Origin of the sequence: Micromonospora globbae (genome assembly GCF_036184225.1) — a bacterium.
Taxonomy (GTDB): Bacteria; Actinomycetota; Actinomycetes; order Mycobacteriales; family Micromonosporaceae; genus Micromonospora; species Micromonospora globbae.
Genome location: NZ_CP108084.1, coordinates 729,211 through 743,348, shown reverse-complemented (window position 1 = coordinate 743,348; position 14,138 = coordinate 729,211). Strand labels below are relative to the sequence as shown.

Annotated in this window: 11 protein-coding genes; 3 read left to right on the top strand and 8 right to left on the bottom strand. The window is 74.3% G+C overall.

Annotated elements, in window-relative coordinates; genetic code table 11:
- Nucleotides 1–186: 186 nt before the first annotated feature.
- Nucleotides 187–2,109: a PucR family transcriptional regulator gene (locus OG994_RS03335; protein WP_455565785.1), complete on the bottom strand. Its 1,923-nt coding sequence runs from the start codon at nucleotides 2,107–2,109 to the stop codon at nucleotides 187–189.
- Between the two features lie 49 nt (nucleotides 2,110–2,158).
- Nucleotides 2,159–3,046, bottom strand: coding sequence for a TrmH family RNA methyltransferase (locus OG994_RS03330; RefSeq protein WP_240032769.1), 888 nt, complete (start codon nucleotides 3,044–3,046; stop codon nucleotides 2,159–2,161).
- 293 nt (nucleotides 3,047–3,339) lie between these two features.
- Between OG994_RS03330 and OG994_RS03325 the strand changes: the two genes are divergently transcribed.
- Nucleotides 3,340–4,722: an endo-1,4-beta-xylanase gene (locus tag OG994_RS03325; protein WP_328852146.1), complete on the top strand. Its 1,383-nt coding sequence runs from the start codon at nucleotides 3,340–3,342 to the stop codon at nucleotides 4,720–4,722.
- Between the two features lie 54 nt (nucleotides 4,723–4,776).
- Here OG994_RS03325 and OG994_RS03320 read toward each other — a convergent pair whose 3' ends face one another.
- The 5 genes from OG994_RS03320 to OG994_RS03300 all read right to left on the bottom strand — a co-directional run bounded on the left by OG994_RS03320 (nucleotide 4,777) and on the right by OG994_RS03300 (nucleotide 10,464).
- A complete protein-coding gene (locus OG994_RS03320) occupies nucleotides 4,777–5,337 on the bottom strand; it encodes a dihydrofolate reductase family protein (RefSeq protein ID WP_328852145.1) in 561 nt (186 codons plus the stop codon).
- Between the two features lie 126 nt (nucleotides 5,338–5,463).
- Nucleotides 5,464–7,674 carry a transglycosylase domain-containing protein gene (locus OG994_RS03315; RefSeq protein ID WP_328853650.1) on the bottom strand — a complete coding sequence of 737 codons (2,211 nt, stop codon included), beginning with the start codon at nucleotides 7,672–7,674 and terminating at the stop codon, nucleotides 5,464–5,466.
- 225 nt (nucleotides 7,675–7,899) lie between these two features.
- Entirely contained in the window at nucleotides 7,900–8,703 is an 804-nt protein-coding gene (locus tag OG994_RS03310) for a hypothetical protein (RefSeq protein ID WP_120331821.1), read from the bottom strand.
- A 178-nt stretch (nucleotides 8,704–8,881) separates the two neighbouring features.
- A complete protein-coding gene (locus tag OG994_RS03305; RefSeq protein ID WP_120331851.1) occupies nucleotides 8,882–9,985 on the bottom strand; it encodes an SPFH domain-containing protein in 1,104 nt (367 codons plus the stop codon).
- 5 nt (nucleotides 9,986–9,990) lie between these two features.
- Nucleotides 9,991–10,464: an NfeD family protein gene (locus OG994_RS03300; RefSeq protein ID WP_120331822.1), complete on the bottom strand. Its 474-nt coding sequence runs from the start codon at nucleotides 10,462–10,464 to the stop codon at nucleotides 9,991–9,993.
- A 220-nt stretch (nucleotides 10,465–10,684) separates the two neighbouring features.
- On the opposite strand from OG994_RS03300, the gene OG994_RS03295 reads away from it, so the two are divergent.
- Complete coding sequence (locus OG994_RS03295) at nucleotides 10,685–11,992, top strand: serine hydrolase domain-containing protein (protein WP_328852144.1); 1,308 nt, start codon at nucleotides 10,685–10,687, stop codon at nucleotides 11,990–11,992.
- Between the two features lie 266 nt (nucleotides 11,993–12,258).
- Here the strand turns inward: OG994_RS03295 and OG994_RS03290 are convergent, their stop codons facing one another.
- Nucleotides 12,259–13,071: a DUF3097 domain-containing protein gene (locus OG994_RS03290; protein ID WP_328852143.1), complete on the bottom strand. Its 813-nt coding sequence runs from the start codon at nucleotides 13,069–13,071 to the stop codon at nucleotides 12,259–12,261.
- Between the two features lie 262 nt (nucleotides 13,072–13,333).
- Here OG994_RS03290 and OG994_RS03285 point away from each other — a divergent pair, with 262 nt between their 5' ends.
- The gene (locus OG994_RS03285; RefSeq protein ID WP_120331853.1) at nucleotides 13,334–14,128 is read left to right on the top strand and encodes a hypothetical protein; all 795 of its coding nucleotides are present in this window, start codon (nucleotides 13,334–13,336) and stop codon (nucleotides 14,126–14,128) included.
- The last annotated feature ends 10 nt before the right edge of the window (nucleotides 14,129–14,138 follow it).

The window sequence follows — 14,138 nt, the reverse complement described above, 5'->3', positions numbered from 1 at the left end:
CAGGTCCGCCGGCGCCCCGACCGGGGCGGGTTCCGCCGCGTGCGGGGCGGGTTCCGCCGGCGTGCGCTGCGGGCTCCGCCGCGTGATCATGAAGTTATCGCCCTCGGGGACGGCGTGTCGCGGCAATAACTTCATGATCACCGGGGCGAGGGCCGGGCCCGGGCCCGGCCGGGTTCGGTGGGGTGGTCAGGGGGTGCGGATGGCGTCGAGGGCCAGCAGGGCCACGTGCAGGCTGAGGCAGGCGTCGACCGAGTCGAGGTCCACGTCGAGGATGCGGCCGATGCGGGCCAGCCGCTCGTAGAAGGCGGGCCGGGACAGGTGGGCCGCGGTGGCCGCCGCCGACTTGTTGCGGCCCTGTTCGAGGTACGCGCGCAGCGTGTCGAGCAGCTGCTCCCGGGGGTGCTGCGCGTCGTACGCGAGCAGCGCGCCGAGTTCGCGCTCCACGAACGTCTGCACCCGGGGCTCGTCGCGCAGGAGGTGCAGCAGCCCGGCGAGCCCCACGTGCGGCAGTCGGAAGATGGGCAGGTCCCGGCGGTCCCGCCGCGCGGCGTCGGCGATCTGCCGCGCCTCGACGAGCGAGCGGCGGGCCTCCCGCAGGCTGCTCACACCCGATCCGGCCGCGATGATCACCGGGCACGGCCGGCCGTGCTCGCGCGGAACCCGGTGCCGGTCGCCGCGGTGGTCCGCGCCACCCGGCCGGCCCAGGGCACGCCCGCCCTGCCGGGGCACCGGCTCGGGCCGGGCCGGCGCGTCGGGGTGCGGCGCCGTCTCCGGCCGGTGCTCGTCGACCCGCGACGCCCCGTCCGGACGACCCGCGGGGGCGTCGACGCGGCCCCGGCGCAGTGCGCCGGCGAACGCCGCGAGGGCCCGTTCCTCGGCGGCGGCGTCCGGCAGGGCGATCAGGGCACCGACCGCGTGGTCGTCGACCGCGCTGGTCAGCGCGACGAGCTTCGCCTCGCGGAGCGCCTGCTCGACGGCCTCGGCGAGGTCCCGCAACCGGGCCGCGCCGCTGGCCGGGACGGCCTCCCCGAGGTCACCGGTCGACACGGCGTCGCCGCCGGGGTCGTCGGCACGGAACCGCACCATGACCCCGACCAGGTGCCGCCGTTCCAGCGCCACGCCGAGCGCCTTGGCGCGGAGCGCCACCTCGTCGACGGGCCGCGCGTGGTCGAGCAGGGCGGTGAGCAGCGTCCGGTGGATCTGCCGTTCCAGCCCTTCGGCGTCCCGGCGGATCAGCCGGCCCAGTGCCAGCGTGGAGGCGGCCCGCTCGACCAGGATCGTGAGCCGGGTCGGCGGCACGAACGGCGACCGCGCCTCCTCGCGCCGGACGGGCCGGACACCGGGTGCGGTGAGAAACCGGCTCGGGCGGCCCGAGGTGAGGTCGCCGCCGGCCGGCCAGCGCAGCAGCAGCCGGCCCCAGTCCTGTCCCCGCGCACCGACCGCGGTGACGAGCCACCCGTTGTCCGGGTCGTACGCGGTCCGCCCGGTGGGCCGGATCCGCCGCGAGTGCTGCTCCCAGCCGTCCAGCAGCAGCTCGGCGCTCTCCCCCGCCGGGTCGTACGCGAGCACCTGCCGGGAGAGGTTCTCCAGCACCACCGGGCAGCCGGACAGCTCGGCGGCCTGCCGCACCACCTCGCCCGGACCGGCGCCCTCCACCGACAGCTCGGTGAACCGCTGGTGGATCTCCTCGGTGGCGCGCAGCTCGGTGAGCTGGGCGTCGACGATCAGCGCGTGCACCGCCTCGGTGATCCGCACGAACGGGGTGGCCCGCCGCAGCTCGACCAGCGGCAGCCCGCGCCGTTCGGCGGCGGCGACCATGACCCGGGGAACGCCGTTGACGTACCGGCGGCCCAGCTCGACGACGAGGCCGGAGACGCCCACGTCCGCGAGGTCGCCGATGAAGGCCCGCAGGCCCGCGTCGTCCGCGGGGAGGCCGATGCCGGTGGTGAGCACGAGTTCCCCGCCGCCGAGCAGGCTGGCGATGTCCGGTACCTCGGCCACGTGCACCCAGCGGACCAACCGGTCGATTCCGGCGTCTCCCGCCACGAGGCGCGGGGCGCCGCGGCGGACCGGGTCCAGGGCGAGGACCTCACGCACGGTAGGGAACACGGGCGTCACGCTACCGTCCGTGACGCCCGCGGCGGAAACCCCGGGTCGGTCAGAGCGGGTCGTCGCGCCCCAGTTCCCAGCAGGCCACGGCGGTGGCGGCGGCCACGTTGAGGGAGTCGACGCCGCGCCGCATGGGGATCACCACCCGTACGTCGGACGCGTCCATCGCGGCACGGGTCAGCCCGGCCCCCTCCGCGCCGAGCAGCAACGCCGCCCGGGCCCGTTGCGCCGGCTCCAGCCGCTGGATCGGCACGGCGTCCGGCGCCGGCGTCATGGCGAGCACGGTGAAGCCCGCGGCCCGGACCTCCGCCAGCCCGGCGGGCCAGGGTTCCAACCGAGCGTAGGGTACGGCGAACACCTCGCCCATGCTGACCCGGACGCTGCGCCGGTAGAGCGGGTCGGCGCACGACGGGGAGAGCAGGACCGCGTCCACCCCGAGCGCGGCCACCGCCCGGAAGATCGCGCCGAGGTTGGTGTGGTTGTTGACGTCCTCGAGGATCACCACCCGGCGGGCGGCTGCGAGCACCTCGGCCGCCGTGGGCAGCGGCCGGCGCCGGAAGGAGGCCAGCACGCCCCGGTGGACGTGGAAGCCGGTGGCCCGTTGCAGCACCTCCTGGCTGGCGGCGTAGACCGGCGCGTCCCCGGTGTCCAGGTCGGCGAGCTGGTCGATCCGCTTGGCATCGACGAGGTACGACCGGGGCGGGTAGCCGGCCCGCAGCGCCCGCCGCAGCACCAGCTCCCCCTCGGCGATGAACAGGCCGTGCGGGGGCTCCCAGCGGGTGCGCAGCTCGACGTCGGTCAGCGCGCGGTAGTCGGCGATCCGCTCGTCGTCCGGGTCGGTGATCTCGTGGACGGGCACCCGACGATTCTGCCGGACGCCGGCGGCGCGGCCCGACGGCCCCGAGTCACGGTCGGCTGCGCGTCGACGGCACCCGATTTCCGGAAAAGTTCCGGTCCACCGTCGCCCACCACGACGCCCGTCGATCCGTGAACTCCCTCGTCAGAGGCCCGATCAGGGCGGCGTGTCCGGCCGGGCGCCGGACACGCGTCCGCGTCAGGGGGTTGAGCCTTCCGGAAACCTGCGGCTAGCATCGACGCGCGCGGATGAGTTTGGAGCCGGCGTACGCGAGCAGCAGGGCGTGCTGCCAGCGCGGACCGGGGCACGGCGTGACGGGCAGCGCCGGGGCCGAGGCCGTGCTCAGTCATCTCCAAACCTCGAAAGGCACTCGCATGAGCAACCCTGCGGTCCGGACGGACCGACCGACCCGCGCCCGCGCGCGACGCCGCCTCGCACTCGTCCTCGTCACGACGGGCGCCCTCGTCGCCGGCGGGACGATCGCCCTGGCGCCGAGCGCCAGCGCCGGCACCACCCTCGCCGCGGCGGCCGCCGAGCGCGGCCGCTACTTCGGCACGGCGGTGGCGGCCAACAAGCTCTCCGACCCCGTGTACGTGGGCATCCTGAACCGCGAGTTCGACATGGTCACGCCGGAGAACGAGATGAAGTGGGACGCGACCGAGCCGTCGCAGAACACCTTCACCTTCGGCAACGCCGACCGGATCGTGGCCAGCGCCCAGGCCAACGGGCAACGGGTACGCGGCCACGCGCTGGCCTGGCACTCCCAGCAACCCGGCTGGGTGCAGAACCTGTCCGGCAGCGCCCTGCGCGCCGCCATGGTCAACCACATCACGCGGGTGGCCAGCTACTACCGGGGCAAGATCTACGCCTGGGACGTGGTGAACGAGGCGTTCGCCGACGGTGGCAGCGGCGCCCGCCGGGACTCGAACCTCCAGCGCACCGGCAACGACTGGATCGAGGTGGCCTTCCGTACGGCACGGGCGGCCGACCCCGGCGCGAAGCTCTGCTACAACGACTACAACACCGACGGCCAGAACGCGAAGAGCAACGCGGTGTACGCGATGGTGGCCGACTTCAAGGCCCGGGGCGTACCGATCGACTGCGTCGGCTTCCAGTCGCACTTCAACGCGCAGAGCCCGATCCCGGCCGACTACCAGGCCAACCTCCAGCGCTTCGCCGACCTCGGCGTCGAGGTGCAGATCACCGAACTCGACATCGAGGGCTCGGGCACCACGCAGGCCGAGAACTACGCCCGGGTGGTACGCGCGTGCCTCGCCGTCGCGCGCTGCACGGGCATCACCGTCTGGGGGATCCGGGACAGCGACTCGTGGCGCGCCGGCGGCACGCCGCTGCTGTTCGACGCGTCCGGCAACAAGAAGCCGGCCTACACGGCGACCCTCAACGCCCTCAACGGGGGCACCACGCCGCCGACCACCCCGCCGCCCACCACCACCCCGCCGCCCGGAACCGGCTGCTCCGCGTCGGCGACGGTCAACGCCTGGAACGGCGGCTTCGTGGCCACCATCCGGGTCACGGCGGGCGCGGCCGGCACGAACGGCTGGACGGTCGGGCTGACGCTCCAATCCGGGGCGACGCTCGTCAACACCTGGAACGCCAGTCCCAGCGCGTCGAGCGGGGCCGTCCAGTTCCGCAACGTGAGCTACAACGGCCGGCTCGGAGCCGGGCAGACGACGGAGTTCGGCTTCCAGGCCAACGGCAGCGCCGGCACCCTCACCCCCACCTGCACGGCGAGCTGACCCGCGGCGGCGCCGGTGCGGTGGGTCGTACCCCCGCACCGGCGCGTCGCCGGGTCACCGTGCCGGCTCGTAGCGCAGCAGCACGGAGCAGGAGTCGAACGGGCGGCTCTCGACGAGGCGCAGCCCGAGCCGCTCCTTGTCGAGGAAGACCGGCTGGCCGCCGCCGAGCACCACCGGGTGCACGACGATCAGGTACTCGTCGACCAGACCCAGCCCGGTGAGCGCGGAGGCCAGGTTCGAGCCACCGGTGAGCAGCAGGTCGTCGCCCGGCTCCTCCTTCAGGGCGGTGATCTCGGCCGCGAGGTCCCGGTGGCCGACGACCCGGGCGCCCTCGGCGTCGGTCAGCGTCCGGGAGACGACGACCTTCGGCTTCGCCCGCCAGATCGGCGCGAACGCGAGGTCGTGCGGGTCCTTCGAGATCGACTCCGCCCGCGGCCAGTAGAACGACATCAGCTCCCACACCCGCCGCCCGTAGAGGAAGGCGCCGGCCCGTTCGCTCAGCTCACGGGACCACGCCGACAGCTCCGGCCCCATCTGCGGCCAGTCGAACTCGCCGTTCGGACCCTGGATGTAGCCGTCGACGGACTGGTGCACGAAGTAGACGATCTTGCGCATGGTTGCTCCTCCGGTGCGGTACGCCCCCGGCGGGGACGTTCTCACCCGGTGGTCGGAGCCACCGCACGCGATCCGACAGGACGGCCGAACTTTCTCCACGATTTTTCCGGCGGCCGCCGGGCGGGATCAGCCGCGGCGGTCGAACCAGCGGTCGAGCAGCGACCTCGGGTCCTCGGTGCGCGCCCGGTCGTCCTGGCCGCGGTCCCGCTGCGCCGGCGGCCGCTCGCTCGGCCGGTGCGGGTCGCCGGCCAGTTCCCGGCTGGGCGCCACGAAGTCCTTCTCCGGCTTGCCCTCGACGGCCGTCGCGATCACCCGGGCCACCGCGTCGATCACCTCGGCCTGCACGGCGGAGCCCACCGAGTCGGTCGGGTCGTCCGGGTTGGCGGCGATGCCGGCCACGGCGACCTGCGGGGTGTAGCCCACGAACGTCTCGGTGGCGTTCTCCTCCGAGCTGCCGGTCTTGCCGGCGACCGGACGCCCGTCGAGGATGTCGTCCACGGCGGTGGCCGTGCCGCCGTTGCACTGCCCGTACGCCGACTGCTGGCCGACCGGGCACCGCGCCGCGTCGGTGGCCGCCCGGGCCACGTCGGCGTCGAGCACCCGCCGGCACGAGGGGTCGGCCACCGGCACCGCCTCGCCGTCCGCGGTCTTCACCGAGACCACCGGCAGCGGCGCGCAGTACATGCCCTCGGCGGCCACGGTGGCGTACGCGTTGGCCAGGTCCAGCGGAGTCGTGGCGGCCACGCCGAGGGTGAACGAACCCCAGTTGGCAGCGTTGGTCCTGGCGAACTCCGCGTCCGCGTCGGCCCGGAACGTGATGCCGAGCCGCTGCGCCATCTCGACCACCTTGTCCTGGCCCACCTGCTCGGCCAGCCAGACGAAGTAGGTGTTGACCGAGCGGCCGAAGCCGTCCCACATCATCCGGTAGCCGTCCATCCACTCCGGGTTGGCGTTGGCCGGGCACCAGTGGCCGTCGCAGCTGCCCTCCCCCTCCGCGGGGTAGCGGGTGGGCAGCCGGGCGGGCGCGTCGAAGCCGGTGGAGAGGGTACGGCCCGACTCCAACGCGGCGAGCATCGTGAAGAGCTTGAACGTCGAACCGGCCTGGTAGCCGTCCACGCCCCCGCCGCCGGAGATCAGCGGGTTCACCGTGTTCGGGTGGTTGGCCTGCCCGTCCGGGTTCGCCGCGAGGCTGTAGTGGCGGTTCACCGCCATGGCGAGCACCCGTCCGGTGCCCGGCTCGACCGCGGCGATCGGCAGGGCGCGCTTGTTGCCGTACCCGTACACCCCGGTGGCCTGCTTCTGCGCGGTGGCCTGGATCTGCGGGTCCAGCGACGTGACCACCGTGTAGCCGCCGCGGCGCAGCGCCTGCTCCCGCTCCTCCGCCGTCGAGCCGAACGCCGGCTGGGTGAGCCACCAGCGGCGCAGGTAGTCGCAGAAGAAGCCCCAGTCGTCGTGCCCCTGCGCGGTCGCCGTGCAGCCGTTGGGCTGCTCGGTCGGGTGCAGCGTCAGCTTCTCGGCCTTGGCCTGGGCCGCCTGCTCGGCGGTGATCGCCCCGGTCTCGACCATCGAGTCGAGCACGTACGCCCGCCGGGCCAGGGCCGCGTCCTTGTCACCGTCGATCGGGCTGTACGCGTCCGGCGACTGCACCAGGCCGGCGAGCAGGGCCGCCTCGGCGAGGGTCAGCTCGGCCGGCTCCTTGCCGAAGTACCGCTGGCTGGCCGCCGCGATCCCGTACGCGCCGGAGCCGAAGTAGGCGATGTTCAGGTAGCGGTTGAGGATCTCGTCCTTGCTGAGCGACTTCTCCAGCGCGGAGGCGTACCGGATCTCCTGGAGCTTGCGTCCCACGGTCGGGTCGGTGGCCGCCTTGCGCTCCTCGGCGGTGCGGCTCGGGTCGGTCTTGAGGACGTTGCGGACGTACTGCATGGTCAGCGTCGAGCCGCCCTGCTCCGTGCCGCCCCCGGTGACGTTGGCCACCACCGCGCGGAGCAGCCCGCGCAGGTCGGCGCCGCCGTGGTCGTAGAACCGCCGGTCCTCGGCCGCCACGATCGCCTGCCGCATCACGGGAGCGATCTCCGACAGCGGGACGTCGGTCCGGTTCACGTCGTAGAACGTGGTGATCAGCGTCTTGCCGTCGTTCGCGTAGATGTACGAGCGCTGCGGCGTCGCCGGGGTGCGCAGCGCGTCCGGCAGCGCGGCGTACGCCCCGAGCGCCGACCGGGTGACGAGCCCGAACAGCAGGTTGCCGGGGAGCGCGGCCACCGCCAGCACGAGACCGGCGAGCACTCCGGCGAGCAGCACGGTGAGCAGCCGCGACAGCGGCGAGCGGGGACGGGCCATGGTCCCCAGGATTGCCACGAATGTCACCAACCGACCACCCCGCGCGCCGGTTTGTCAGCAACCTCACCGCCCCCACCCAGCAACCCCCCAGCCCCGCCCCTGCCCCCTGCCGGTCCGCCCGCCTTCGCCCCGATGATCATGAGGTTGGCGGGGCCGTGGGAGATCGAATCGCCTGCCAACCTCATGATCGACGCGCCACGAGCGCGGGGGCCGCGGTCGGGTGGGTCAGGCGGGGGACAGGGGGCCACCGCCGGGGGCGGCCGGCGGGGCGGCGGTGGCGACGCTCGCCGAAGCCGCGTCCCGGACGATCTCGCGGGGCACGAGCCGGCCCGAGCGGTAGCCGATGCCGATCCCCGCGATCAGCACGAAGATCGCACCGAAGGTCTGCAGCGAGCCGACCAGCGCGCCGCCGAGCCCGAGCAGCGGCGCCGCGATCATCAGCATGACCCCGTCGCCCATGCTGAAGGCACCCGAGCGGGCCACCGCCCAACCGGTGAGGAGCCAACCGACGCTGTAGCAGGTCGCGCCGACCAGCACGAGCGTCCGGGCCGTGGTGCCGAAGACCGGCGTCTGCTCCTCGAAGCCGGCGAAGGGCAGCATCAGCACGGTGCCGGCGATGCTCACGAGCAGCCCGGCCGCCGCGGCCCGGCGGCTGCGGGTCGCGGCGAGCAGCCCGGTGAGCGCCAGCAGCGCGAGCAGGCCCAGCCAGACCGCCGCCACCCAGCCCACCAGGTAGAGCGGCCGGCCGTCGGCCGGGTACGGGTCGTTGCCGACCCCGCCGTCGCTCGCCATCGCCACCGCGCCGTAGCAGATGGCGTACGCGGGGAGCAGCCACACCGCCGCCCGGGCGAGCCGCCGCACCGACCAGGCCCAGCTGGCGTTCGTCGCCGGCGCGCCGGGGGTCGGTTCACCGACGAAGGGCAGCACCCCGAATCCCCCGCCCGTACGCCGGGTGCCGAGCGGGCCGGTCGGGTCGTGCGCGCCCTGCACCGGTTCCGAGGACCATATGCGCTTCGCCGGATCCTTCATGCGCCACCTCGCTCCTCCACGAGCGGTGCGGGACGCGCCGGGGCGCCCCGATGCCTGGTCACCACCCGTCCTCGGACCGATGGTGGCAGGCACCGGAGCGCCCCATGAGTCGTTTTCGCATTTACCGTGGGCCGGTCCGGGCGCCGACCTGGTCAGCCGGCGCCCGGCGCCCCGGAGGTCAGCCGCGTTCGCGCTGGTCGGCCGGGTCGTTCACGAGGCTCGCCGGGGAGACCGGCTCCGGCGCGGGCAGCCCCTGCGGCGTACCGCCGGTGGCCTGCGCCTCGGCGACGCGTACCTCGTCGTGGATCTCCTGGGCGGCGCTGGCGGCGGCCTGAGCGGCCTCCGCGGCCTCGCGCTCGACCTCGCCCGCGCCCTTGCTGGCCTCCGGCGTCGGCGCGTCGCCGACCATGCCGGCCAGGCCACCCAGCGCGCCGCCCATGCCCTCCAGGGCCTTGGTCAGCTCGGCCGGCACGATCCAGACCTTGTTGGCGGAGCCGTTCGCGATCTGCGGCAGCGCCTGGAGGTACTGGTAGGCGAGCACCTTCTGGCTCGGGTTGGCCTGGTGGATCGCGTCGAAGACGGTACGGATGGCCTTCGCCTGACCCTCGGCCTGCAGGATCCGGGCCTGCCGGTCACCGTCGGCGCGGAGCACGGCGGCCTGCTTCTCACCCTCGGCCGTGAGAATCTGCGACTGCTTGAGACCCTCGGCGTTGAGGATCGCGGCGCGGCGGTCCCGCTCGGCGCGCATCTGCTTCTCCATCGAGTCGCGGATGCTCGGCGGCGGCTCGATGGCCTTGATCTCGACCCGGGTCACCTTGATGCCCCACCGGCCGGTCGTCTCGTCCAGCACGCCGGAGAGGTGCCGGTTGATCTCCTCGCGGCTGGTGAGCGCCCGCTCCAGGTCGAGCGAGCCGATCACGTTACGCAGCGTGGTAACGGTCAGCTGCTCGATGGCCTGGAGGAAGTTCGAGATCTCGTACGTGGCCCGGACGGAGTCGACGACCTTGAAGTAGAGCACCGTGTCGATCGACACGACCAGGTTGTCCGAGGTGATCACCGGCTGGGGCGGGAAGCTGACCACCTGCTCGCGCATGTCGACCTTGGTGCGCACCGCGTCGATGAACGGCACCAGCAGGTTGAGCCCAGGGTTGAGGGTGCGCTTGTACTTACCCAGCCGCTCCACCACGTCCTGGCGCTGCTGCGGCACGATGCGCACCGCCTTGGCCAGCGTCACCACGGCGATCAACGCCACGGCGATCACCAGCACCGTTATCGCTGTCATCAGCTTCACCCTCTCGCTTCCGGCAGTTCGCCGGTGGACGACACCTCGTCCTGCCACACCAGGGCCGTCGCGCCCCGGACCTTTATCACCCGCACCCGCTGACCCGGGTCGTACGACTGCGTGGCGTCGTACGGTCGGGCACTCCACATCTCACCATCGATCTTGACGAGGCCGTGGTCGGCGTCCACCCGTTCCAGCACCAGCGCGGTGGCACCCTCTATCGCCTCCACCCCGAAGGGCTGCTCGCCGCTCTCCAGCGCCGAGAGCCGGTGCCGCTGGATGACGGGCCGGACCACGGCCACGGTCAGCGCCGACACCGCCGCGAACACCAGTGCCTGCACGGCCGTCGGCGCACCGAGGGCCGCGGCCCCCGCGGCGGCGAACGCGCCGGCCGCGAACATGATCAGGAACAGGGTCGTCGTGAAGATCTCGGCGACCGCCAGCACCACACCCAGCACGATCCACAGCACGGCGTCCACGTAACGATCGTGACACGCGAATGCACGCGCGTCTCCCCGCGATGATCAGTAAGCTCGGCGGCGCCCGCGTCGGACGACCCGCGAGGGCCCGGTGGCGCGCGCACCGGACGAGCCCCCGAGGGCCCGGCCGGCGCCCGCGCCCGGCCGGTCCGAGGGGCCGGGCGCCCGCCCGACGACCCGAGAGGGTCGCCGACCCACCCCCGTGAGCCAAGGAGAAGCCGTGTCCCTGCTGCCCGGCACCGCCCGTCACGTCGATGTCCTCGTCGCCGAGGCCCAGGCCGCGGGGCGTACGCCGTCACTGGTGATGGGCGTGGTCCGCGACGGCCGGCTGGGGCACCTGGCCACCGCGGGCGAGCACCCGCGACCGGACGCCGACCTCCAGTACCGCATCGGCTCGATCAGCAAGACGATGACCGCCACGCTGGTGATGCAGGAGCGCGACGCCGGCCGACTCGCCCTGGACGACCCGCTGGAGAAGCACCTGCCCGGCACCGGCGTCGGCGCGGTCACCCTGCGCCAGTTGCTGGGCCACGCGAGCGGCCTGCAACGGGAACCGGAGGGCCAGTGGTGGGAGCGGGCCGAGGGCGCCGACCTCGCCACCCTGCTGAGCGGGGTGAGCGCCGCGAAGATCGCCTACCCGGCGCACCGCTCGTACCACTACTCCAACCTCGCGTACGGGCTGCTCGGAGGCGTGCTGGAGCGGATCACCGGCACGCCCTGGGCGCGGCTCCTGCGGGAGCGGATCCTCGAACCCCTGGGCATGCACCGCACCACGTACGCGGCCACCGAGCCGTTCGCCCGCGGGTACGTGGTGCACCCGTGGCACGGCACGCTGCGCGAGGAGCCGCGGACCGACACCGGGGCGATGGCCCCCGCCGGGCAGCTCTGGTCGACCGTCGAGGACCTGGCCCGCTGGGCGGCGTTCCTGGCCGACCCGGCGCCGGGCGTGCTCGCCCCCGGCACGCTCACCGAGATGTGCGCGCCGGTCGTCATGAACGACCTCGACTCGTGGACCGACGGGCACGGACTGGGGCTGGAGCTCTACCGCGACGGCGACCGGGTGTACGTGGGGCACGGCGGCTCGATGCCCGGGTACGTGGCCGCCCTGGCCGTGCACCGGCGCAGCCGTACGGCCGTGGTGGGCTTCGCCAACGCGTACGGCTTCGGGATCGGCAGCCTCGGCCGGCGGATCCTCACCGCGGTGCTCGACGCGGAACCGCCACTGCCCCGGCCCTGGCGGCCGGCCGACGCCGCGCCGCCCGCCGGGGTGACCGAGGTGGCGGGCCGCTGGTGGTGGATGGGCGTACCCCTCGACGTGAGCTGGGACGCGGCCGCCGGCGAACTCGTGGCCCTGATGCGTGGCGAGCGGCTCAACCGCTTCGTCCCGGAGGGGACAGACCGCTGGCGGGGCTGCTCCGGCCCGGAGAACGGCGAGATCCTCTCGGTGCTGCGCGACGCGACCGGTGCGGTGACGGCGCTCGACATCGCGACGTTCGTCTTCACCCGCCACCCCGACGAGGAGCCCTGACCCGCCCGCGCGCGCTCCCGCGCCGCTCCCGCCGCGCGCTCCCGCTCCCGCTCCCGCCGCGCGCTCCCGCTCCCGCCGCGCGCTCCCGCTCCCGCCGCGCGCTCCCGCTCCCGCCGCGCGCTCCCGCTCCCGCTCCCCCATCCCCGCGATCTTGCACTTTCGGCCCCTAACTTGTCCCATTTCGCGGCTTTTGCCGGGGCAGAAGGTGCAAGATCGCGGGGGGCAGGGCGGGGTGAGCGCGGGGGGCGCGGGGCGCGCGGGCGGGGTCAGGAGGGGTCGGTCACGAAGTCGATCAGGCGCTCCATCGCGTTGATGAGCGGCGTCTCCACGTCGGTGTAGCTCTTCACCCGGGACAGGATGTGGCGCCACAGGTCGGCGGGATCGGCCACGCCGAGCGCCGCGCACACGCCCTCCTTCCACGGCCGCCCCGGGGGCACCACCGGCCAGGCCGCGATGCCGATGGCGGCGGGTTTGACCGCCTGCCACACGTCGACGTACGGGTGCCCGGTCACCAGCACGTGCGGCGACGTCACCGTCGCCACGATCCGGCTCTCCTTGCTGCCCGGCACGAGGTGGTCGACGAGTACGCCGAGCCGCCGGCCCGGCCCGGGAGCGAACGCGCGCACCTCGGCGTCGAGGCGGTCGATGCCGTCCAGCGGCTCCACCACGACACCCTCGATCCGCAGGTCGTCGCCCCAGATCCGCTCGACCAGGGCGGCGTCGTGCACGCCCTCCACCCAGATCCGGCTCGCCTTGGCGACCTGCGCCTTCACGCCGTCCACGGCGACCGAGCCGGAGGCGGTCCTGCGGCGGGGCTCCGGCGCCGGGGCGCGGACGGGGCGGCGCAGCGTCACCGGCTGCCCGTCCAGCAGGAACGCGGCCGGTAGCAGCGGGAAGTTGCGGCGCCTGCCGTGCCGGTCCTCCAGCACGACCGCGCCGGACTCGAAGCCCACCACCGCGCCGCAGAACCCGGAGTCGGCGTCCTCGACCACCAGGTCGGGCTCGGCGTCGACCTCCGGTACGACCCTGCGCCGCCGCCAGTCCCCCGCCAACACGTCGCTCTCGTACCGCCGCGCCATGTGGATCACGCTAACGGCCGCCCCTACCCGCGACACGCCGACGCGCCGTCCGATCCCGCCCGGGGGCCACCGACCCGCGCCGATCATGCGGTTGTCGTGCCGGACGAACAGGGCGAACCAGGACCGACCGCCCACCACAAGTCCATGATCGACGAGAAACGGCGGGCGGGCACGGAGGCGGCGAAGCGGGCAGTCCGGGGCAGGCGACGCCGCCGCGCCGGCAGTCGAGACACAGCCGGTGGTGACCACGTACCCTTTCGGCATGTCCACCCCCGCAACGGGCGCGGCGACGCTGGCGCCCCGCCGGTCGAGCCGGTTCGTTGCCTGGGTACGCGCGTGGCGCGCCGGGCTGGTGCCCTTCGACGAGGTCGCCGACGCGATCGCCGGTGACGAGGAGCACCTGGTCGCCGACGCCCCCGGCACCTGGACCGACGTCCCGCTGGGCGAGGCGCTGCCCGTCCTGGCCAAGCTCTCGCCCGACGAGATCCGCCTGGTGCTGCCCGCGCCCGGCGACCCGCGCGGGCTGCCGGGGCCCGGCGACTTCGCCGGCGCCGCGCTGGACGTCGGCGAGGCGGTGGTGGCCGGCTCCCTGGGGCTGATCCCGCAGGTGCGCACGCACACCTCCGGCTCCGGGGACACGTTCGAGACGGTGCTCTGGCGGGTCTACCCGCTGCCCGCCGACGCGCCCGCCGCGTCGCTCGTCCTGCCCGGCGCCGCCGAGGCGGAGGCGGAGCTGGCCGCCGCGCTGGCCGAGACGACCGCCGCGCTGACCCGCCTCGACGTCGCCCAGTGGCGGCCCGAGCTGGCCGGCGCGCTGGAGGCGCTGCGCCGCCCGGACGGCACCACCGACCTGCCGCCCGGCTTCGACCCGCGGGCCCGCCGGCTCTTCGCCCGGGCCGCCGTCCTCGACCGGGTGCTGGCACTCGCGGGGCATGCCGCACCGGGTGGCGCCATCAACAACTACGAGGCACAGCAGCGTGACGCGGCGCTGCGCCCGCTGACCACCGCGTGCCGGCAGGCCCTGGTCGCCGCCTGCAACGCCCCGCTACGCCCCTGACGTCGCTGGC

Excerpts from the sequence above, each read along its gene's own strand:
- OG994_RS03290 (WP_328852143.1), bottom strand. The coding sequence starts at position 13,071 with ATGGCGCGGCGGTACGAGAGCGACGTGTTGGCGGGGGACTGGCGGCGG.
- OG994_RS03310 (WP_120331821.1), bottom strand. The coding sequence starts at position 8,703 with ATGAAGGATCCGGCGAAGCGCATATGGTCCTCGGAACCGGTGCAGGGC.
- OG994_RS03320 (WP_328852145.1), bottom strand. The coding sequence starts at position 5,337 with ATGCGCAAGATCGTCTACTTCGTGCACCAGTCCGTCGACGGCTACATC.
- OG994_RS03305 (WP_120331851.1), bottom strand. The coding sequence starts at position 9,985 with ATGACAGCGATAACGGTGCTGGTGATCGCCGTGGCGTTGATCGCCGTG.
- OG994_RS03325 (WP_328852146.1), top strand. The coding sequence starts at position 3,340 with ATGAGCAACCCTGCGGTCCGGACGGACCGACCGACCCGCGCCCGCGCG.
- OG994_RS03285 (WP_120331853.1), top strand. The coding sequence starts at position 13,334 with ATGTCCACCCCCGCAACGGGCGCGGCGACGCTGGCGCCCCGCCGGTCG.
- OG994_RS03315 (WP_328853650.1), bottom strand. The coding sequence starts at position 7,674 with ATGGCCCGTCCCCGCTCGCCGCTGTCGCGGCTGCTCACCGTGCTGCTC.